The following is a 21,129-nucleotide window of genomic DNA, read 5'->3' as shown; positions in this document are numbered from 1 at the left end:
CTATGAGTGATGATTACAGTATCCGCCTATCCAAAGTCGAGAAAACATTTGTTGGCTTGGATACTCCAGCCGTTGAAAGTTTAACAATCGAAATTCATGGGGGTTCTGTAACAGGTCTTGTCGGCCCTGATGGTGCAGGAAAGACAACCTTAATGCGTATGATTGCAGGACTATTAAAACCAGATGCAGGGAAAATTAGCGTGATGGGGCTCGACCCTATCGACGACAGCATTGCTATGCGAGCCAGCCTAGGCTATATGCCCCAAAAATTTGGTTTATATGAAGACCTGACCGTACAAGAAAATTTAAATTTGTATGCAGATTTGCGTGGGGTACTCGGCGAAGAGCGGCAAAAAACCTACCAACAACTGCTTTCTTTCACCAGCCTAGCTCCTTTTACCGATAGGCTAGCCGGTAAGTTATCGGGAGGAATGAAGCAAAAACTCGGATTGGCCTGTACATTATTAGGAAAACCCAAAGTTCTTTTACTCGACGAACCCGGTGTTGGTGTTGACCCCATTGCTCGACGCGAATTATGGCAAATGGTTCATACTCTTGCCGATGATGGAATGCTAATTCTTTGGAGTACCTCCTATTTAGATGAAGCTCAGCAATGTAAAAATGTACTGCTATTAAATAAAGGCAAACAGCTTTATGCAGGAAAACCCGAATTATTGACTCAAAAAATGGCGGGACGTTCGTTTTTACTTGATGTACCTGCCTCACAAAAACGCACGGTATTGCAAAATGCACTCGTATTACCTGAAACCACCGATGGTGTGATCCAAGGCCGCTATATTCGCTTAATTTTGAAACCTAATGCGTCACAAGCGAATTTATTAACTGCATTAAATATGGTAGATGGAAAACTCATTGAGGCGCAGCCGCGTTTTGAAGATGCGTTTATTGACTTATTAGGTGGGGGGCCATCTCATCGTTCGGAATTAGCCGCTATCGTACCGCAAATTCCGCCTAATCCTGAAGAAACCGTCATAGAAGCGCATAACTTAACCAAAAAATTTGGCCAATTTGCGGCAACTGATACCGTAAATTTCCAAGTTAAACGTGGAGAAATTTTTGGTTTATTGGGGCCAAATGGCGCAGGGAAATCGACGACTTTTAAAATGATGTGTGCGTTAATGAAGCCAACAGATGGGCAAGCACTCGTTCTTGGAATGGATTTAAAAACAAGTTCAAACAAAGTCAGACAGCACCTTGGTTATATGGCACAAAAGTTCTCGCTGTATGGCAACCTAAAAGTAGGGCAAAACCTGAAATTTTTTTCAGGTGTTTATGGTTTGCATCATCAACAACAAGCCAAAAAAATCCAAGAAATGGTTGAGGCTTTTAATTTCAAACCGATTATCAATCAGGTTACTGAATCCCTCCCTTTGGGTTATAAACAACGTTTAGCCCTCGCCTGCTCATTGATGCATGAGCCTGATATCTTATTTTTGGATGAGCCAACCTCAGGAGTTGACCCACTAACTCGTAGGGAATTTTGGTTACATATCAATGGGATGGTTGATAAAGGCGTTACCGTTATGGTTACGACCCACTTTATGGATGAGGCAGAGTATTGTGACCGTATCGGGTTGGTTTACCATGGAAAAATTATTGCAGCAGGAACCCCTGATGAGCTGAAACAGCAAATCGCCAGTACTGAAAACCCTGATCCTTCCATGGAAGATGCATTTATTGAGCTTATCATGAATTATGATAAGCAACAGGAGGCTCAATGACTCACTCCGCTTCCCATTTTTCATGGCGTAGGCTTAAAGCGCTATGCTGGAAAGAAAGTAAACAAATTGTGCGGGATCCTAGCAGCGCCCTTATAGCTGTACTTATCCCATTGATGTTATTATTTATTTTTGGTTACGGTATCAATTTAGACTCAAGTAAATTACGTGTCGGTATTTTACTTGAGCAACAAAGTTCGCAAGCACGTGAATTGGTTGATACCTTCACAGGCTCACCATTTATTGATGCCACCATTAGTAATAACCGCCATTTATTAATCGATAAAATGCAAGCAGGAGAAATTCGCGGCATTATCGTCATCCCAGTGAATTTCGCAGCCGAATTGTTGAAAAAACAAGGCAATGCTGCAATTCAAGTCATTACTGATGGTAGCGAACCGAATACCGCTAACTTTGTACAAGCTTATACTCAAGGCGTGTGGCAAACGTGGCTAATTCAACAAGGGGAAAATAAAGGCTACCCAACAGAACCCTTAATTGAGCTCAATATGCGCTATTGGTTTAATGAAGCTGCAATTAGTCAGCATTTTATTATTCCAGGGGCAATTAGTATCATTATTACCGTAGTTGGTGCCATTTTGACCTCTTTAGTTATCGCAAGAGAATGGGAACGTGGCACGATGGAAGCATTACTTTCAACTCAGATTACTAAAACTGAATTATTGCTTTCAAAATTATTGCCTTACCAAGTTCTCGGTACTTTTGTGATTGTGTTATGCATGTTTGTCACCACATTTATCTTAGGGGTACCCTATCGCGGTTCTCTATTGGTCTTATTTGTCATTACCAGTCTTTATTTGGCAACCGCACTGGGAATGGGGTTATTGATTTCAACAATTACTCGTAACCAATTTAATGCAGCGATGGTCGCTCTGAATGCCGCCTTCTTACCTGCCATTATGTTATCTGGGTTTATTTTTGAAATTGATAGCATGCCAGCCATTATTCAGGCTGTGACTTATTTTATCCCTGCTCGGTATTTTGTCAGTAGCTTACAAACACTCTTTCTTGCCGGTGATATCTATATCGTTTTATTGATAGATTTTCTGCTATTAATCGCATCTGCAATACTATTTATTGGACTAACGGCGCTAAAAACTCGCCGTCGTTTGGATTGAGGTGAAGTTATGTTTTATCGTCTATACACCTTAATTATGAAAGAACTTCAATCATTACTTCAAGAACCGCAAACACGGGTTATCCTCATTTTACCCGTAATATTTCAGATGATTTTATTTCCTCTGGCCGCCACACTTGAGGTGACTAACACAACTATTGCTATCTTTGACCAAGACAATGGTGAGCATTCTATCGAGCTGACGCAACGTCTCGCTAAAGCCAGTGCGTTTTCTCAAGTTTTATTATTGAAGAATGAACACGATATTCGTGAAACGCTTGATAACCGCAAGGCGCTGCTGGTTGTCCGTTTTGGGCAAAATTTTAGTGCTGATATTGCAAGTCACCATAATGCTAATATGCTGTTACTCCTTGATGGACGTAATTCAAATAGTGCGCAAATTGCAGCAAACTATGTTGCACAAATTGTCACTCAATACCAACATGAGCTAACTCAATCACAACCTGTACCAAACAACAGTGAATTAATCGTTCGTAATTGGTACAACCCAAATTTAGATTATAAATGGTTTATTGTGCCTTCATTGGTAGCTTTAATAACGACGATTGGGGTATTGATTGTGACATCTCTTTCTATCGCGAGGGAAAGAGAACAAGGCACCCTTGACCAATTACTCGTTTCTCCCCTGACCACTTGGCAAATATTTATTGGTAAGGCGGTGCCTGCATTGATCGTTGCGACTGCACAGGCGAGCTTAGTCCTAGTTATTGGGATCTTTTGCTATCAAATTCCTTTTGCTGGCTCCCTGCTCCTGTTTTATGCCACCATGTTATTTTACGGATTGTCATTGGTGGGATTTGGTTTGCTTATTTCAGCACTGTGTTCAACTCAGCAACAAGCGTTCATTGGGGTATTTGTATTTATGATGCCAGCGGTGTTGTTATCAGGTTATATTTCCCCAGTCGAGAACATGCCAGTTTGGCTGCAACAAATTACTTGGATTAACCCAATTCGCCACTTTACTGAAATCACTAAGCAGATATACCTAAAAAATGCTGATTTTTCAGTTATCTTCCATAGTTTATGGCCATTATTTATCATTGCGATAATCACCAGTTCAGTGGCTTATTATTTATTTAGGAAGAAAATAGCGTGATCATAAAGAAATAACATTACGCTTTGGAAGTGCAACTAAAAGTGCAGGAACTACCATTAACATCTTGAATTACAAACAAACTAATAATATTCAAATCATATTTTACGATAGTATTTAGATCAAAAAACCCTTGTTACCGAAGTAACAAGGGTTTTCAATTTTAACGACTGCTATCCCCTCATTTCACGGAGTAATGAGGAATGCCAACCAAATTAGCGGCGGTCGCCAAAGATACGCAGTAACATTAAGAACAGGTTAATGAAGTCTAAATACAGAGATAATGCACCCATGATAGAGTATTTACGCATTGTTTCTCTGTCGTTTTCATCAATTTGTGAACCCATTTCTTTCAGTTTTTGTGTGTCATACGCGGTTAAAGCAGCAAACAGTAAAACACCACCGTATGTGATCACCCAATACATCATGGTGCTTTGCAGCCAGATGTTAACCAAAGAAGCGACAACAATACCAATCAGCGCCATAAACAGGAAGTTACCCATACCTGTTAAGCTACGTTTAGTGGTATAGCCGTAGAAGCTTAATGCACCAAACATTACTGCTGTAATGACAAATGTGCCCGCAACGGACTCACCGGTATACGCCGCAAGAATAACTGAAATCGTTAAGCCGGTGAGCAATGAATAGAGCATAAACATGCCCGTTGCTGCCATGCCACTAATTCTTTGCAGTAGGAATGAAATCCCCATCACTAAACCGAGCTCAGCAATGATCATTCCAAAAAAGAGAATTTTATTGGTTGCAATGGTGTAGTACAAACCGCTGCTAACTGAATACCATGCAACAAAAGCTGTCAGCAGTAGACCGACTGTCATCCAGCCGTATACTTGCGACATAAATGCCTGAACGCCAGTATTGGCACCCTGGACAAGAGAATCATTACGTTGATCAAACTGACCCATGATGGTTACCCTTTCGCTAAAAGAAAAATCGACCCAGTAAAAATACTGCAATCGGAGAAATTAACCAAAGTCTAACACATTCTTTTGACAATACCATTCAGCAAATTCGTATTTTTCAGAGGAAAAAGTGCGATTACCAGCGGTTTGCAGACGCCTCGTCGGTTTCTTTCGCTTCCACCCATCGCTCATTCTCAGGTAGTGTTTCTTTTTTCCAAAATGGTGCTTTGGTTTTTAAGTAATCCATAATAAATTCAGCGGCCTGAAATGCTGCATTTCGATGGGCACTCGTCACCCCAACAAAAACAATTTCTTCGCCAGGTTGTAAGGTACCAATACGGTGGATCACACTGACTCGCTGCAATGGCCAACGCTCTTTTGCTTCTATCACTATATTTGTTAACGCTTTTTCTGTCATTCCCGGGTAGTGTTCGAGTGTTAATGCCGCAACACTGTCACCTAAATTATGGTTACGTACTTTCCCCGTAAAAGTCACAACTGCACCATCACTATCGCATTGAGCAAGCCATTGGTATTGCTCGCCAACACTAAAATTTTCTGTTTGTACTGCAATATGGGTGTTTTCCATATCACCCCCCAGTGACCGGTGGGAAAAAGGCCACTTCATCCCCTTCTGAGAGTGGATGGTCTAGTGAAACAAATGATTGATTAACAGCGGCAAGTAATTTGCCATCTTCAAGTGCCAACGCCCAGCGATCGCCTTTCTGTGAAAGCGCTTGACGTAAGTCTTCAACTTTTTGGTAAGTGCCGGTGAGTTCTAAGCGTTCTGTTCCGACTAGCTCACGTACTTGAGCAAAAAATAATACTGTGATCATTATTCCACCTTAAAATGTCCAGACTTACCGCCTGTTTTTTCTAATAAACGAACAGGGCCAATCACCATATCTTTTTGCACTGCTTTACACATGTCATAAATCGTCAAAGCAGCAACGGATGCAGCAGTTAATGCTTCCATTTCCACCCCTGTTTTCCCTGTTAATCGGCAACAAGTTTCAATACGAACTCGATTATGCTCAGGTTCCGCTTTGAGTATCACTTCAACTTTGGTTAACAGAAGTGGATGGCATAATGGGATAAGCTGCCAGGTATTTTTTGCCGCTTGAATACCCGCAATACGTGCCGTGGCAAACACATCGCCTTTATGATGGCTACCGTCGACAATCATCGTTAGAGTTGCTGGATTCATAGTGACATAAGCTTCTGCGCGAGCTTCACGAACAGTTTCAGCTTTGGCTGAAACATCAACCATATGCGCCTCGCCCGACGCATTGAGGTGAGTCAGTTGGGACATATCTTCTCCTGAAATAAAAAAGAGTTAACCGCCGATTACAGATAAATTAGGTGTAATTCCGCTATCACCCATATGCAGAAAATGGGTTTCTCGTTTATGGTGTAAGCCTCGCTGAATGCGGGCTTTTAACGCTTCGTTTTGGTCATCTGCACCCAATAAATCACGCAGCGGAATGCCATTTTCACCAAATAAACATAAATGTAGGTTTCCTAGTGAGGAAACACGTAAGCGGTTACAGCTTTGGCAAAAATCTTTTTCGTACGGCATGATAAGCCCGATTTCGCCTTGGTAATCTGGGTGACTAAAGACTTGAGCAGGGCCGTCGCTTCGGGAACGTGGAAGCATATACCAGCCTTCTTCAATTAAACGCTCGCGAATAGTTTCACCCGAAATATGAAAACGTTGGAAAATATCGCTGCCGTCGCCGGTTTCCATTAACTCAATAAAGCGTAATTGAATAGGACGATGTTTGATCCAGTTTAGGAATGATTTCAAAGCGATATCGTTGACATTTTTCATTAATACCGCGTTCACTTTGACTTTTTCAAAGCCAGCTTCAAAAGCAGCATCAATACCTTTCATCACCTGAAAGAATTTGTCTTGTCCCGTGATCGCCGCAAATTGACGTGGATCGAGGCTATCAACACTCACGTTGATCGCGTTCAGTCCAGCATCTTTCCACTCTTTCACGTCTCTGGCCATACGATAGCCATTGGTGGTCACGGCGATTTTTTTGATCGATTCATTTTCATTGATGGCAGCAATAATATCACTGAAATCTTTGCGCATGGTCGGTTCACCGCCCGTAATACGCACTTTTTCTGTGCCTAATTCTGCGAATGCCGTACTGATACGACGAATTTCATCTAATGTTAAGAATTCATGACGACCGCTTGGCTTGTAGCCATCGGGTAGGCAGTATGTGCAACGAAAGTTGCAAACATCTGTTATAGAAAGCCGGAGATAGTAAAATTTCCGGTCAAATTGATCGACAAGTTGCTGCATAATCACACCTTTCCAAGTACGGGAGATGCAGACATTTCTATCTTGCACCCTGGTGGCTCTAGGCCACGGCCAGTGCATCATATTCAGTCATTCAAACTTAGACGCAAAGGCTAGGAGTTTTATTTGGAACCGAGTCACTGATTTTAAACTGTAAAATGCGTCACTCTGTTCACTTAATTTATGTAAGGATTCTAGCCGATAGAAATTGAAAAAGCGAATTGCAATTCAATATATACCATTATATACAACGACTTACAAAAGATATTATAGAATCACCGAAGCTATTATTATCACTGATAATTTTCCATTTTAGATGGCTTTAAAAAGCATAATTTCATGCTAATTGATTAACATCTCTAACTATTTAATTAAACATTTATTGATATAGATCTAAAATGGGGAGCAAGCTCCCCATCTAATTGTTAACGTTATAAATATCAGCACTCAACGCTTATCAAACCGATATTTCAAACTGAATAATTGGCATATCAATTAAAAATAAATAGTAAGGCACAAAATTTATTAACCAAAACGCCACAGCGTAATGTATGACGTGTATTTAGAAACGGTACTCTATCCCGCCCGACACCGTTCGCCCTCTACCTAACGTATTGGCCAAGCTTTCCCCATAACTAACCACGTACGCCCGATTGGTCAAGTTTTCGACATTTCCTCGAATAGTTAAATTATCGGTTAATGCATAACTTGCATATAAATCAATCAATGTATATTTAGGCCAGTCAGCTAAGTAAGGGGAGTTTGATTGTACTGAGTAGTCTTGGAAACCGGGTGTGAAGCGAACAACTACACCACCATCGAGTTTTCTATCAAACGCTCGCCCACCTAATGTAAAGGAACCGCGGTCACCGGGTAGGTTCGCTGCACTACTGAAAATAGCACTGCTGTCACAATCCACATGATTGTTTGATGCCTCATTTGGCTCAACATACCAGTTACCGGGACCAACGTCCTCACCATACTTCAATACACCACCTAACCATGCAGGATGTGAACAGAATTTATTTTTGCCCATCATATGGGTAAAGGTCAGGTCTGCATACACAAAGCCTGCGTCGTAATTTAGTTGATATTCAACCCCTCTAAAACGGGTCGCAACCAAGTTGTTGCTATAAGCCGCATTTCCAATATTAGGGCTAACCATCCCTGGCTTTTTACGGTCAATCGCTAAGTTAATGTAGTTATCTACACGTGTATCAAAATAGGCAATTTTCGCCACAAATCGGTCTTCTTCGATAAACAATTGCGGATAATTGATGTTCATACCCACTTCCCAAGCATTTGAACGCTCAGGTTTTAAATACGGATTGGGGAATTGAGTCGAACTACTGTGAGCACTTCCTGTGGTTAACGTTTCTGTAATCGCTGGCGGGCGCCATGACCGCCCATAACTTGTAAACAATTCCATCCATTCCAGATTAGGACGTACCGCTAAGCGAATATGGGGTGAAAATGCCCCTTCTGAGTTATCAACATCCCAATTTTCCGTCGTCATGACAACCTTGCAATCACGTAATCTTCTTCCTGTACATGGATTGTCTTTGGTATAAGGAAGCACTGCATAACTCATGCTAGTTTGGCCTTTGAGAGAATAATAGTCATAACGCATTCCCCCTTCTAATGTTAACCAATCATCGTATTCATAAGTTAAATTAGTGAAAAGTGAGCTCAATGAACGTTTTCCGTCCGGTGTCACTCCACTCGCCGCTTCACGTGTCGAACTACTACTCGCTTTGTCTTGGAAAGTTTCCAAACCATAATGCGCTTTTATTACATTGTTATGGTTAAATTCAATTTCTGAATGATTTTCAAGCTGTATCCCGACCGTTTTGACTCGAGTGTCCATCTGGTAGCCATTATTATAAATTTGGCTAGTGGAATAGGTGTCCGTATTGTCTTTGGTATCAACAAAATACACTTTTCCTTTTAGCTCGGTGCTCCATTGGTTATCGCTAAATTGAGTGTAATCAAGGGAATAATTCTTGGCTGTTACATCACTGAAACCGCTACTTTTCCAGCCTAGCTTATAAGGCCACGAGCTACCTAAATTCGTTAGCGTTCCTGCATTTGGTGTTGCCACTTTGGTTTCTAAGTAATTAAATTGCAAACGCTGCTCGTTACTGATATTCCAGCCAGCCTTTGCCAAATAAGAGGTCATTCGGTAATTACTGTCATTAATACGAGTGTGTTTTAATTGGTGCGCAAGTTCATCATAATGCCCTGCTCCATTATTGACTCGAATATTACCAATATCACCGTGAGTTCCTGGTTTATAATCCCCAAGACGTCGTTCGCTTGCCGCAAACAAGAAATCCGCGTTTTCATTCCCCAATGCCAGTACACTACTACCAATAAAGTGAGTATTATTTGACCCCGTACTCGCATGTAGTTTTCCACCAAAGGTTTTATCTTTTGATAAAAAATCAGACGCGTTGACAGTATTGAAGGTTGCCACACCACCTAAGGTTCCACCGCTTCCCATTCCACTTGTATTGCCCTTTTGTATTTCCACCCCAGAAAGCAGTTCTGAGTCGATATACATCGAACCATTGCGCTGGCCATGACCACTTTTTTGAAAATTTTGCCGCATCCCATCAATATTCATATTCACGCGGCCATAATCCTGTATTCCACGGATATTCACAGATAAAGAAGGGTCTTGTTGGCTAACACTCGAATAGACACCTGTCGTTAGCTCTAACACATCAGCTATGTGCTTTGGTGGGCGGTCATCAATTTGTTTTTTACTAATAACACTGACGGATGATGGACTGTTATATACCCAATCCCCTTGTTGGATCTGGCTTGCTGTGACAGTAATGTTATCTAGCTTAATCACCGAATCACCAGTAGTAGGCGCGATACGCTCAATGGTTATTCGGTTATTTTGTAATTGATATTGCACAGGGTTTGAACCAATTAATCGACGTAATCCCTCCTGTAGCGTAACGCTTCCTTTCAAGCCTTGACTTTGTAAGTCATTAATTTCTCGGCTCTGAATGATAATTTCTACCTTTGCTTGCCGGGCGAATTGCAGCAAAGCATTTTCAAGTGAGCCTGCAGCAACAGAAAATGTTATTTCCTGCTGTGCGGATGCTACCGCTGAGTTAGCCTGTGCTAGATTGAAAAATGAAAATGCAGGTAACGTAAATAATGCAAGGTGAACACAGAGTGTTGCTTTTTTATAGTGGTGCTTTTTTTGAGTCATTTCCCATCCCTAAAATGATAATGGTAATAAAAATCATAATCACTTAGATTAAGACGCGGAAATTAGGAAAACCCGTAAATAAATATTTATAAAATAATTTATTATTATTCGATATCTATATTAATTATTAATAATCAATATATTAAAGTGAAAAATGGAATTTCATAAACGGATAAGCCATACGATGACACCAAATGCGTTAGCCCACTATCAAGTGTATTAATTTGCAGTACACCACTAATGTGCCCTACTCTTTCCTCAGTCAATAAAATAATTTGCTTGTCACGGTATCGATTTATTTCAGCGATAACCTCCGGAAAGGTTTGCTGCTGAAAAATAATTTGTCCTTCTCGCCATACCGCAGAATGTGAGTTGACCATGGAAGTCATAGGCGTTATATCTGATTGATATTGAGTAAAATTGCCTGCTGGAATGACCATTTCCTGCCCTGATAATAGTGACACCTTTACACTGTGTTGATAAACGCTGACCGCCACTTTGCTATTTTCATTATCAACTGAAAACTCAGTGCCAAGTGCCTGAGTTATGCCATTTTTCGCCATAACCTGAAAAGGCCTTGGTTCCGTATCCGTTTTTGGTGCAACAGTAAAATAAGCACGCCCTCGTAATAAATTGACTTGCCGATACTGCGGGCTAAATGCTAATTGCAATTGCGCACCACTGTCGAGGTCAACACGGCTACCATCAGGTAAGGTAATATGCTGTATTTCACCGGTTTTCGCATAGTAATCCGCTGGCTGTGTATATTGAAAGTACCAAATTGACATGGATAACACACTCACTAGTACAACCGCCGCTATTGATAAACCAATATAGCGAGGCTGCCTCTTCTTATTCATTCCCTGTTGATTATCTGCTGTTTGTTGTCGCGGTTTATTGGCCGTTAATGCCCATAATTGCTGTGCACGATAGTATGTAGACTTATGTAACTCTGACGCATTCAGCCAACACTGAAAATCTTCACTTTCTTGCGACGTCAGCTCTCGTTGCGTGGTTTTAACAACCCACATTGCGGCTTTGTTTTCAATTTCAGATGGACTATCAGATGGCTTCATGACTAGTCTCTCCATTTATGAATTAGCATTGCCAATGCATTGGCTAAATGTTTTTCGACTGTGCTTAATGAAATATTTAAGCGCTGCGCCACTTCCGTTTGAGCTAATCCTTCTTCTCGATGCAAGCGAAATATCTCCTGAGTCCTGGGCGGCAAAGATTGAATAATATTCTGAATTTGTGCGAGTTGTTGATCATGAATAACAGTGGCTTCAAGGCCTTTTACCCGTGATGGGATCTCTTGCCATTGTTGGTCACTGATCGCCATTAATTGTTGTTTTTTCTGTAGCCGGAAATGGTCAATCATCAGGTTTTTCGCAATTCGATACAAATACGCGTCAAAATCTTGAATAGTTGATGTTTTCATTAACTCTGCCATTCGAGCAAAGCTTTCCTGCGTGATATCCATACTTAAATTATGGTCTTTAAGATACATATTCAGATAACGGCATAACGACGATGAATGGCGAGCAAACAGGCGCTGTAATTCTGAATCAGACATATTGATCCATAAAATAAATAATGAAAATGAGAATTATTTACATGATATAGATAATAATTTAAAATGAAAACTCCCTAGCGCATTTTTCCTTCTAAGACTCACATCAATACAGAATCGTCTCTTTTATTGCTTTTTGTCACAGTACTTAAGCTAAGAATGATGTTTTATGGTAGATTAACGCCCAATTTATTTTAGTCGCCATAAAACGGGCTTAGCGTAAAAAAACGCATTTCGTAACTCGCTGGTTTACTTGCTTTTATAAGTACTGAAAATTAACTGATATAGGAACACTATGCCGAATTGCAGTCTGGCGGATCTCAGGCATGTTGTCGCTCTAGGTGGCGGGCATGGACTTGGTCGCGTGATGTCTTCACTTTCTTCTTTAGGTTCTCGTTTAACGGGTATTGTCACCACAACCGATAATGGGGGCTCAACAGGTCGTATTCGTCGCTCTGAAGGAGGGATCGCTTGGGGGGACATGCGTAATTGTTTAAATCAGCTAATTACTGAGCCGTCCATTGCTTCTGCGATGTTTGAATACCGTTTCAGCGGTAATGGTGAGCTTTCAGGGCATAATTTAGGTAATTTAATGTTAAAATCATTAGACCACCTAAGTGTACGCCCGCTAGAAGCCATAAATCTTATCCGTAATATGCTAAAAGTTGATGCGCAGTTGATCCCGATGTCAGAATCCCCTGTTGATTTAATGGCTATCGATGAAATGGGCAATGAAGTATACGGTGAGGTGAATGTTGATGCCCTGCATGAAATCCCGCAAGAATTACGCTTATACCCGACAGTAAAGGCAACGAAAGAAGCCTTACAGGCTATCCACCAAGCAGACTTAATTATTATCGGCCCCGGCAGCTTTTTTACCAGTTTAATGCCATTATTGCTTTTGGATGAAATTGCAGCTGCACTGCGCGAATGTAAAGCCCCGATGATTTATATTGGTAATTTAGCGAAAGAAATTAGCTCCCCAGCAGCAAACCTGTCTTTGCCTGACAAACTAAAAATGATGGAACATTATATTGGTTGCCAAAAAATTGATGCGTTAATCCTTGGTCCTCGCACACAAACAAGCAATATCAGCCCTGAACGCAAAATAATTCAACGAGTACTCGAAGCTGACGATATTCCCTATCGCCATGATAGAAAGCTGTTACTGCAAGCCATCGAAGAAACCATCAACTTGTTATAATCCCCAACCGCCATTCCGCTGCTAAATACCCGCAGCGGAAAACCTTCCCTAAAATTAGCCCTTTGTTTCCCGTATTTCCACAAAATCTATTTTCAAAATACTTTGCGTTGTGGGTAGGCGGCAAGTGTTGGCAGCTCGGGGAGCATACATAAATATGTGACCCGAGTGACTAAACGCAGCCAACACCCCCACAGCGTGAAGTATGAAGAAAATTACGAATTAGCGATAAACTGGGAGCGAATCTCCTGCAATTCGTCTCGGACTCGCGCAGCCGCTTCAAATTCAAGATCTTGAGCATGCTTATACATTTGCGCTTCAAGTTGCGAAATCCGTTGCTCCAGCTCTTTTGTCGACATCGATTGGATATCAACCGAATTATTATTTTTACCATTGTCTTTCGTGCGGTTTTTTCCTTTACCACCCACTTTGTGACCAATTTGCAGGATATCACCGATTTTCTTATTCAAACCTTGTGGAACGATGCCATGCTCTTCGTTGAACGCCATTTGTTTAGCACGGCGACGCTCTGTTTCTGCAATCGCTTTTTGCATGGAGTTGGTTATCCTGTCTCCATACAGGATTGCCTTACCATTTAAGTTACGAGCCGCACGCCCTATGGTTTGAATAAGCGAACGTTCTGAACGCAAGAAACCTTCTTTGTCCGCGTCCAAAATAGCCACCAGAGAGACCTCTGGCATGTCCAAGCCTTCTCTTAATAAGTTGATCCCAACCAGTACATCAAACTCACCAAGTCGCAGGTCACGAATAATTTCCACACGCTCGACTGTATCGATATCTGAGTGAAGATAACGCACTCGCTCACCGTGCTCTTCGAGATATTCCGTTAAATCTTCTGCCATGCGTTTTGTTAAAGTGGTGACTAATACACGTTCATTTTTCTGCACACGGATACGGATTTCAGACAATAAATCATCCACTTGGGTAGTAACTGGGCGGACTTCAATAATCGGGTCAAGTAGGCCAGTAGGCCTAACAACTTGCTCAATCACTTCATTGCCTGATTTATCGAGCTCGTAGTTACCCGGAGTAGCCGACACATAAATAGTTTGAGGGGCTAAGGCTTCAAATTCTTCAAAGCGCATTGGGCGGTTATCTAAAGCAGAAGGGAGACGAAACCCATATTCAACTAAGGTTTCTTTTCTTGAGCGATCCCCTTTGTACATCGCACCGATTTGCGGGATGGTAACGTGAGATTCATCCACCACCAGCAAGCCATCTGCGGGTAAGTAATCGAATAGTGTCGGCGGCGGCTCGCCAGGAGCACGACCCGATAAGTAGCGTGAATAGTTTTCAATACCTGAACAATAACCGAGCTCATTCATCATTTCTAAGTCGAATTGCGTTCGTTGAGTAATACGTTGCTCTTCAAGTAATTTATTGTTTTCTAGTAATACTTTTCGTCTATCCGCTAATTCAACCTTAATTTGTTCCATTGCTTCGAGAATACGCTCCCTCGGTGTGACATAGTGCGTTTTTGGATAAACGGTGAAACGAGGGACACGATGTTGTATTTGCCCTGTCAATGGGTCAAATAATGACAACCGTTCAACTTCGTCATCAAACAACTCAACACGTAAGGCATACTCGTCTGATTCCGCAGGAAAAATATCGATAACCTCACCACGAACTCGGAAAGTCCCTCGCGTAAAAGCTTGGTCATTCCGCGTATATTGTAAGTCTGCTAAACGCCTTAAAATTGAGCGTTGGTCGATGATCATGCCATCTGTTAGGTGCAGCATCATTTTTAAGTAGCTGTCAGGGTCACCCAAACCGTAAATAGCCGACACAGAAGCCACCACAATCACATCACGGCGTTCGAGTAAGGCCTTGGTCGCAGATAATCGCATTTGCTCAATGTGTTCGTTTACAGACGCATCTTTTTCAATGAAAGTATCTGAGCTTGGGACGTAAGCTTCAGGTTGATAATAGTCATAGTAAGAAACGAAATATTCCACAGCGTTGTCTGGGAAGAAGGCTTTCATTTCGCTATAAAGCTGTGCCGCTAAGGTTTTATTATGCGCCATTAACATGGTCGGCCGGTTCTCTTGCGCAATAACGTTGGCAATAGTGAACGTCTTACCGGACCCCGTTACCCCTAATAGGGTTTGATGAGCAAGTCCATCTTGTAGCCCTTCCCTTAACTTATGGATGGCTTCGGGTTGGTCCCCTCCCGGCTGAAAATCAGAATACAGCTTAAAATCCTTACTCATATTAACGCCCCTTAACTAGTTTCTCCCATTATGATACTGGATAAAAAACCAGCTTCAAGTATTGAAGCTAAATTTTCTGTTATTCTCCGTTCTAATATGTTTATAGAAATGTTATCCCCAAAAAAGTGCTTGACCTTTTTGAAACTTTATATTTTATGCTATTGCATTTTTATGCCGTATCTCAAATACAAATTGAAGGCTTGATTTTATTTAACCACTTGTATTTATTATAAATTAATTTAAAGTCCAGAATCACATCAAATAAAGTCAAAGCCGCTTGTCGCCTAGCGTAGAACTTGTTTTATAACGTTAATACACAAGGTTATCCACAGAAATGGTGGATAACTCTTGAAGCCCTTTAGGCTCATGGATTCACAAGATCCCTAAGATTTGTTCAATAGAGGCTAAATGACAAAAAGATGGCAGTTTAATGAAAAAATTTTTACGTAGTAACTGCGATGAAAAACAGATTTTATATTTTTTATTAAGATCTGAGTGGTATTTTTACTGAAATACTTGACAGTATTTCAGTTGAGAACGTTAAAAAAGATCGGATCTCTATTTAACAATTGATCATCCCCAAGCACTTGACCTACTTGGGGAAAATATTTATAAATTTTATATAATCAAAGAGTTAATAAAGAAAGATCCAAATAACTGCCTAATTCACCGTTAAGTGTGTCTTGATGTGGGATCACACCTAAACAAGGTGCCTTAATCATTCGATTAAGTGTCAACAAATATTGTGCTTGAAAACGACCAGCCGGTTCAACTTCATTGGCGACCCAACCAACCACAGGCAAACCTGAAGCTTCGATAGATTCCATGGTTAACAATGCATGGTTTATACAACCTAACTTAACACCAACCACTAAAATAACGGGTAACTGCTGCTCAATCACCCAATCTGCATACGTTTTTTCTACGGATAACGGGGTATACCAGCCACCAGCACCTTCCACTAATAACCAATCAGCTTGAGATTTCAAATAAGCCAACCCTTGATTGATTATTGAAAATTCAATAGGTTGATTTAGTTCTTCACTAATAATATGTGGCGAAGTAGGTGCTTCAAACACAATCGGGTTAATCGCCTGATAGGGTAATTTTACTCGGCTATTGGCTTGTAATAATAACGCATCGCTATTACGCAACCCATCCACCGTGAGTTCACTTCCAGATGCAACGGGCTTAAAGCCCACCGTATTCAAACCTTGATAACCTGCGGCTTGCAGTAAAGCACAACTTACAACGGTTTTCCCTACTTCTGTATCCGTTCCTGTTACAAAATACACTTTAGTCACGGTAAATCACTCCAAACACCGTATGATAAGTTAAAGGTAAGCCTTGCTCTGTCATTGGATAGAGCAAAGCAAGTTGCTGTAAATGCTGACGGGTCACTAGCCCTGCTTTACGCCCAGTGGTCAAATGTGTCGCGCCAATTCCTTTCAATGAATGAAGCAGTGTTATTAACTCAGGGAAATAGAGTGTATCCTTCTGAAAAATAAGTTTATGTCTCCATGACTGACAACTATTACGTATCTGTTGAACACTGAGAAAGGAATTCACATGCGAATAGCCGTCAAGTGAATGCCAAGCTGAAGATAATTCTGTGAGAGAATGCTCTGCAAGCGTAGTGAACACCACAATTCCACCCGGTTTTGTCACCCGATACAATTCGCTTAATGCTTTACTCAGATCTTGGCACCATTGAACCGATAAATTTGAAAAAACCACATCAAAGGTGTGTGAATCTAATGGAATGGATTCTATATCAGCACATAAATAATGATCGGCCACAGCTTTCGTTTGTGCCATTTCAAGCATTCCCACAGAAAGGTCTAATGCGGTAACGCGGTGTCCTTGGTTTTTTAATTTATGGCTGAAATAGCCCGTACCGCACCCTGCATCTAAAATATGCAATGGCGCCGTTGATTGTGAGCAATTTAAGACTGAAGTCAGTTGATCAAGGAGTTGTGTTCCTGTTGATCGTTGATAACTTGCCACTGCATCATAACTCTTAGCTGCACGGCCAAATGCCGCTGCAATTTTATGCTTTTCACGACTGAGCGATAAAGTCATGTAAAGCCTCCAATAATTGATCGATATCTTGACGTTGGTGTGCAGCACTTAATGTGATCCGTAACCTAGCACTACCAGGCGGAACCGTTGGCGGCCTGATAGCTTGCACCCAAATATTTTTTTTGCGTAAAAAATTGGCTAACTGTTGGCTAGCTTGGTTTTCGCCAACAATTAATGGCTGAATAGCCGTCGTTGAATGGGTCAGTTGCATGCCATGAAAATCAGCATTATGTCTAAAATATTCAATATGTTGCTTAAGGTCTTCTCGTGCCTGATCTGCGAACTGAATTTGCTCAACGGCCGCCAAAAGAGCAACGGCCTGAGCCGGAGGCATCGAAGTGCTATAAATTAAATGGCGTGCAGATTGGATAAAAAATTCAGCTGTTGGCTCATCACATAGCACCGCTGCACCACTTAAACCAAATGCTTTACCAAATGTCACGACTAAAATTTCAGGTTTAACCCCACTCGCAAAGCAGCTACCACGGCCTTGTTCTCCGATAACGCCAATACCGTGTGCATCATCAACCATCAACCAAGCATGCTGATTTCTTGCTATTTCTTGTAATTGTTGAAGAGGAGCGCTATCACCATCCATACTAAAAACGCCTTCCGTCACAACAAGCGTTTTACCCGAAATAGGCTTGTGGATTAAGTTATCGAGTGATAATGGATTATTATGCTGAAAGCGCCTTAATTGAGCCCCCGAATGAATTGAGGCCTCCATGATCGATGCATGGCTGAGCTTATCCGCTAAGATACGATCTTTTTCCGTCATTAATGCGGTGATCACCGCATGGTTCGCAGCAAAGCCAGAAATAAACAATAAGGCTTTTGGGTAGCCTAGCCAACCCGCGAGCGCTTGTTCTAATTTATCATGTGCTTTGGTGAACCCTGTGATATGTCCCGATCCCCCACTCCCCACGCCATATTCATCGGCACCACGCTGCCAAGCGGCAACCACTTGGGGATGGTGAGATAACCCTAAATAGTCATTGGATGAAAAGTTGAGATATTCTTTTCCGGAAAAATAAAGAGACCGACCATTCGCATGATCAATGCACTGACGTTGACGCCAGATAGACGCCTGCTTACGCTGCGCTATCTGGTTTTGTATAAATGATTGCCAAGCCATTATACTACTGCGTTATAAAATTGAGCGTTATCAGCAGTTAACAACGTTTCGGCTAACTTAGCAGCTTGATGGTTATCCCCTTCGTCGGTTTCAATACGCTCAGGGTTAATATTCAGTTTTCTGAATAGCGCCAAGTCTTTGTTTTCATCAGGGTTTGGAGTCGTTAATAATTTACACCCGTAGAATACGGAGTTTGCGCCGGCCATAAAACATAATGCCTGAGTTTGCTCATTCATGTATTCACGGCCTGCTGACAGCCTAACGTATGACGTTGGCATCATGATGCGTGCAACGGCAATAGTACGAATAAAATCAAATGCATCGACATCTTCGTTATCTGCCATTGGGGTGCCTTCAACTTTCATCAACATGTTGATCGGCACACTTTCTGGCGGTTTCGGTAAATTGGCTAATTGGACTAATAAGGCCGCTCGGTCACTAACTTTTTCACCTAAGCCTAAAATCCCACCCGAGCAGACTTTGATCCCTGCATCTCGTACATTTTCGAGTGTATTTAAGCGATCTTGATAACTGCGAGTCGTAATAATATTGCCGTAGTATTCTGGAGAGGTATCAAGGTTATGGTTATAATAATCTAATCCTGCTTCTGCTAAGCGTTGAGCTTGGGCGTTATCAATCATTCCCAGAGTCATACAGGTTTCCATGCCGAGTGACTTCACTTCTTTCACCATCATTTCCAAATAGGGCATGTCACGTTCTTTTGGGTTACGCCATGCTGCGCCCATACAAAAACGAGTTGAACCTGCTTGTTTCGCTTTTTTCGCCGATTCCAAAACTTGCTGAACTTCCATTAATTTTTCAGTTTCTAGCCCTGTTTTATAGCGGGCGCTTTGCGCGCAATACTTACAATCTTCAGGGCAAGCCCCAGTTTTAATCGATAACAAAGTACTGACTTGCACTTGCTGAGGGTCGAAATGTTGGCGATGAATTTGCTGTGCCTGAAATAATAATTCAAAAAAAGGCATTGAAAACAGTTCATTAGCTTGTTTTATTGTCCACTGTTTTAATTGGCTCACGGAAACGCTCCAGTTGAAAAAGTTGTTGCCAGTTTAAATATTGCGATTATCATGTCAACTAAAATGATCTAAAAAAGTTGACGATGATAGCGAATGGATAACGTAGATATTCAATTTGATGCCAAACATATTTGGCACCCTTATACCTCGATGAGCCAGCCAATTCCGGCTTATCCGATTGTTGAAGCCCATGGAGCCGAGCTAATCATGGCCGATGGGAAAAAATTAATTGATGGGATGTCTTCATGGTGGGCAGCCATTCATGGTTACAATCACCCTGTATTAAACCAAGCGGTCACAACGCAATTAGCGAAAATGTCCCATGTGATGTTTGGCGGAATTACACACCCACCCGCAGTGAATCTATGCAAACAGTTGGTAGCAATCACGCCAGAGCCACTCGAATGTGTCTTTCTTGCCGATTCAGGCTCCGTGGCGGTTGAAGTTGCACTGAAAATGGCATTGCAATATTGGCAAGCCAAAGGGGAAAAGCGTCAACGGATCCTCACATTACGTCATGGATATCATGGAGATACCTTCGGTGCGATGGCTGTATGCGACCCTGATAATTCAATGCATGGACTGTATAAGGGGTATTTACCTCCGCATATTTTTGTGGAAGCTCCTCAATGCGGTTTTTACGATGAATGGGACAGCGCAGATTTATATCCACTTGAAGTACAACTTGCCGAAAATAGCCATGAAATTGCAGCGATCATCCTTGAACCGATTGTTCAAGGCGCTGGCGGAATGCGCATCTATCACCCTGAATATTTAAAGGGAGTTCGCCATTTATGTGATCAATATGGTCTATTATTAATTGCCGATGAAATCGCTACGGGGTTTGGTCGTACCGGCAAATTGTTTGCTTGCCAGCATGCAAATATATCGCCCGATATTATGTGTTTAGGAAAGGCATTAACCGGTGGTTATATGACCCTTTCGGCAACAATCACAACCCGCCACGTTGCAGAAACTATTAGCAATGGGGAAGCGGGTTGTTTTATGCATGGCCCAACCTTTATGGGTAACCCACTTGCCTGTGCCGTTGCGGATGCTAGCCTGACCTTATTGCTCAATAGCCCTTGGCAAAAAACAATTGCCACTATTGAACAACAACTTAAAGCTGAGCTAACACCATTAGCAGCCCATCCTAGCGTAGCAGATGTGAGAGTTCTCGGTGCAATTGGCGTGATTGAAATGAAGAAACCCGTAAACACAGCGGCTTTGCAAAAAGTATTTGTGGAAAATGGTGTTTGGGTTCGCCCATTCGGCAAACTGATTTATGTAATGCCACCGTACATCATCACCCCAGAGCAACTGAGCAAAGTGACGAATACGATGGCAAAAGTGTTGGGATAACTCAATAAATTCAATCTTAATCTAAGTCGATTTTTAACTAGATTTTTAACT

The 21,129-nt window shown here is 41.7% G+C and carries 18 protein-coding genes and 1 riboswitch; of the genes, 5 read left to right on the top strand and 13 right to left on the bottom strand.

Features of this window, described 5'->3' with window-relative positions; all coding sequences use genetic code 11:
* Positions 1 to 2: 2 nt before the first annotated feature.
* From PSF28_RS00260 to PSF28_RS00250, 3 genes are read left to right on the top strand one after another with little or no spacing between them, the layout of a single operon-like run.
* Positions 3 to 1,742: an ATP-binding cassette domain-containing protein gene (locus tag PSF28_RS00260; RefSeq protein ID WP_210836067.1), complete on the top strand. Its 1,740-nt coding sequence runs from the start codon at positions 3 to 5 to the stop codon at positions 1,740 to 1,742.
* Positions 1,739 to 2,878: an ABC transporter permease gene (locus tag PSF28_RS00255; protein WP_272684435.1), complete on the top strand. Its 1,140-nt coding sequence runs from the start codon at positions 1,739 to 1,741 to the stop codon at positions 2,876 to 2,878. The genes PSF28_RS00260 and PSF28_RS00255 overlap by 4 nt, the downstream gene beginning before the upstream one ends.
* A gap of 9 nt (positions 2,879 to 2,887) precedes the next feature.
* Positions 2,888 to 3,994, top strand: a complete 1,107-nt coding sequence (locus tag PSF28_RS00250) for an ABC transporter permease (RefSeq protein WP_004909173.1) — start codon at positions 2,888 to 2,890, stop codon at positions 3,992 to 3,994.
* A gap of 212 nt (positions 3,995 to 4,206) precedes the next feature.
* Here the strand turns inward: PSF28_RS00250 and PSF28_RS00245 are convergent, their stop codons facing one another.
* From PSF28_RS00245 to PSF28_RS00210, 8 genes are all read right to left on the bottom strand, one after another.
* A complete protein-coding gene (locus PSF28_RS00245; RefSeq protein WP_210836063.1) occupies positions 4,207 to 4,914 on the bottom strand; it encodes a Bax inhibitor-1/YccA family protein in 708 nt (235 codons plus the stop codon).
* Between the two features lie 133 nt (positions 4,915 to 5,047).
* On the bottom strand, positions 5,048 to 5,500 hold the full coding sequence (moaE, locus tag PSF28_RS00240; protein ID WP_210836061.1) for a molybdopterin synthase catalytic subunit MoaE: 453 nt from the start codon (positions 5,498 to 5,500) through the stop codon (positions 5,048 to 5,050).
* A 1-nt stretch (position 5,501) separates the two neighbouring features.
* Positions 5,502 to 5,747: a molybdopterin synthase sulfur carrier subunit gene (moaD, locus tag PSF28_RS00235; protein ID WP_210836060.1), complete on the bottom strand. Its 246-nt coding sequence runs from the start codon at positions 5,745 to 5,747 to the stop codon at positions 5,502 to 5,504.
* Positions 5,747 to 6,223, bottom strand: coding sequence for a cyclic pyranopterin monophosphate synthase MoaC (gene moaC, locus PSF28_RS00230; RefSeq protein WP_109910974.1), 477 nt, complete (start codon positions 6,221 to 6,223; stop codon positions 5,747 to 5,749). Before moaC ends, moaD begins: the two co-directional genes overlap by 1 nt.
* A 24-nt stretch (positions 6,224 to 6,247) precedes the next feature.
* Positions 6,248 to 7,228 (bottom strand): GTP 3',8-cyclase MoaA, encoded by a 981-nt coding sequence (gene moaA / locus PSF28_RS00225; protein ID WP_109910973.1) that lies wholly within the window; start codon positions 7,226 to 7,228, stop codon positions 6,248 to 6,250.
* A riboswitch (molybdenum cofactor riboswitch) is annotated at positions 7,218 to 7,357 on the bottom strand. (Overlaps the previous gene by 11 nt.)
* Before the next feature lie 430 nt (positions 7,358 to 7,787).
* The gene (locus PSF28_RS00220) at positions 7,788 to 10,454 is read right to left on the bottom strand and encodes a TonB-dependent receptor (RefSeq protein WP_272684434.1); all 2,667 of its coding nucleotides are present in this window, start codon (positions 10,452 to 10,454) and stop codon (positions 7,788 to 7,790) included.
* 134 nt (positions 10,455 to 10,588) lie between these two features.
* A complete protein-coding gene (locus PSF28_RS00215; RefSeq protein ID WP_210836058.1) occupies positions 10,589 to 11,530 on the bottom strand; it encodes a FecR family protein in 942 nt (313 codons plus the stop codon).
* Between the two features lie 2 nt (positions 11,531 to 11,532).
* Positions 11,533 to 12,030: an RNA polymerase sigma factor gene (locus PSF28_RS00210; RefSeq protein ID WP_210836057.1), complete on the bottom strand. Its 498-nt coding sequence runs from the start codon at positions 12,028 to 12,030 to the stop codon at positions 11,533 to 11,535.
* Positions 12,031 to 12,322: 292 nt separating this feature from the next.
* Between PSF28_RS00210 and PSF28_RS00205 the strand changes: the two genes are divergently transcribed.
* Entirely contained in the window at positions 12,323 to 13,231 is a 909-nt protein-coding gene (locus PSF28_RS00205) for a gluconeogenesis factor YvcK family protein (protein WP_004909155.1), read from the top strand.
* Positions 13,232 to 13,443: 212 nt separating this feature from the next.
* Here PSF28_RS00205 and uvrB read toward each other — a convergent pair whose 3' ends face one another.
* From uvrB to bioB, 5 genes are all read right to left on the bottom strand, one after another.
* Complete coding sequence (gene uvrB, locus PSF28_RS00200) at positions 13,444 to 15,462, bottom strand: excinuclease ABC subunit UvrB (RefSeq protein ID WP_115167709.1); 2,019 nt, start codon at positions 15,460 to 15,462, stop codon at positions 13,444 to 13,446.
* Between the two features lie 626 nt (positions 15,463 to 16,088).
* Entirely contained in the window at positions 16,089 to 16,766 is a 678-nt protein-coding gene (bioD, locus tag PSF28_RS00195) for a dethiobiotin synthase (RefSeq protein ID WP_272684433.1), read from the bottom strand.
* Positions 16,759 to 17,544: a malonyl-ACP O-methyltransferase BioC gene (gene bioC / locus PSF28_RS00190; protein WP_272684432.1), complete on the bottom strand. Its 786-nt coding sequence runs from the start codon at positions 17,542 to 17,544 to the stop codon at positions 16,759 to 16,761. Before bioC ends, bioD begins: the two co-directional genes overlap by 8 nt.
* A complete protein-coding gene (gene bioF, locus PSF28_RS00185) occupies positions 17,522 to 18,679 on the bottom strand; it encodes an 8-amino-7-oxononanoate synthase (protein WP_272684431.1) in 1,158 nt (385 codons plus the stop codon). The genes bioC and bioF overlap by 23 nt, the downstream gene beginning before the upstream one ends.
* Entirely contained in the window at positions 18,679 to 19,716 is a 1,038-nt protein-coding gene (bioB, locus tag PSF28_RS00180; protein ID WP_210836052.1) for a biotin synthase BioB, read from the bottom strand. The genes bioF and bioB overlap by 1 nt, the downstream gene beginning before the upstream one ends.
* A gap of 93 nt (positions 19,717 to 19,809) precedes the next feature.
* On the opposite strand from bioB, the gene bioA reads away from it, so the two are divergent.
* Positions 19,810 to 21,078 (top strand): adenosylmethionine--8-amino-7-oxononanoate transaminase, encoded by a 1,269-nt coding sequence (gene bioA / locus PSF28_RS00175; RefSeq protein ID WP_272684430.1) that lies wholly within the window; start codon positions 19,810 to 19,812, stop codon positions 21,076 to 21,078.
* Positions 21,079 to 21,129: the final 51 nt, after the last annotated feature.

Source organism: Providencia sp. PROV130 (genome assembly GCF_028482225.1).
GTDB lineage: Bacteria > Pseudomonadota > Gammaproteobacteria > Enterobacterales > Enterobacteriaceae > Providencia > Providencia rettgeri.
Note: the sequence above shows the minus strand (reverse complement) of the source record. Positions and strands in the feature narration are given on the sequence as shown.

Bases quoted from the DNA above. Each gene is read 5' to 3' on its own strand.
- PSF28_RS00205 (WP_004909155.1), top strand. From the start codon at position 12,323: ATGCCGAATTGCAGTCTGGCGGATCTCAGGCATGTTGTCGCTCTAGGT.
- PSF28_RS00250 (WP_004909173.1), top strand. From the start codon at position 2,888: ATGTTTTATCGTCTATACACCTTAATTATGAAAGAACTTCAATCATTA.
- uvrB (WP_115167709.1), bottom strand. From the start codon at position 15,462: ATGAGTAAGGATTTTAAGCTGTATTCTGATTTTCAGCCGGGAGGGGAC.
- PSF28_RS00210 (WP_210836057.1), bottom strand. From the start codon at position 12,030: ATGTCTGATTCAGAATTACAGCGCCTGTTTGCTCGCCATTCATCGTCG.
- PSF28_RS00215 (WP_210836058.1), bottom strand. From the start codon at position 11,530: ATGAAGCCATCTGATAGTCCATCTGAAATTGAAAACAAAGCCGCAATG.
- moaE (WP_210836061.1), bottom strand. From the start codon at position 5,500: ATGGAAAACACCCATATTGCAGTACAAACAGAAAATTTTAGTGTTGGC.
- PSF28_RS00220 (WP_272684434.1), bottom strand. From the start codon at position 10,454: ATGACTCAAAAAAAGCACCACTATAAAAAAGCAACACTCTGTGTTCAC.
- moaC (WP_109910974.1), bottom strand. From the start codon at position 6,223: ATGTCCCAACTGACTCACCTCAATGCGTCGGGCGAGGCGCATATGGTT.
- PSF28_RS00245 (WP_210836063.1), bottom strand. From the start codon at position 4,914: ATGGGTCAGTTTGATCAACGTAATGATTCTCTTGTCCAGGGTGCCAAT.
- PSF28_RS00260 (WP_210836067.1), top strand. From the start codon at position 3: ATGAGTGATGATTACAGTATCCGCCTATCCAAAGTCGAGAAAACATTT.
- bioC (WP_272684432.1), bottom strand. From the start codon at position 17,544: ATGACTTTATCGCTCAGTCGTGAAAAGCATAAAATTGCAGCGGCATTT.
- PSF28_RS00255 (WP_272684435.1), top strand. From the start codon at position 1,739: ATGACTCACTCCGCTTCCCATTTTTCATGGCGTAGGCTTAAAGCGCTA.
- moaD (WP_210836060.1), bottom strand. From the start codon at position 5,747: ATGATCACAGTATTATTTTTTGCTCAAGTACGTGAGCTAGTCGGAACA.
- bioA (WP_272684430.1), top strand. From the start codon at position 19,810: ATGGATAACGTAGATATTCAATTTGATGCCAAACATATTTGGCACCCT.
- moaA (WP_109910973.1), bottom strand. From the start codon at position 7,228: ATGCAGCAACTTGTCGATCAATTTGACCGGAAATTTTACTATCTCCGG.
- bioF (WP_272684431.1), bottom strand. From the start codon at position 18,679: ATGGCTTGGCAATCATTTATACAAAACCAGATAGCGCAGCGTAAGCAG.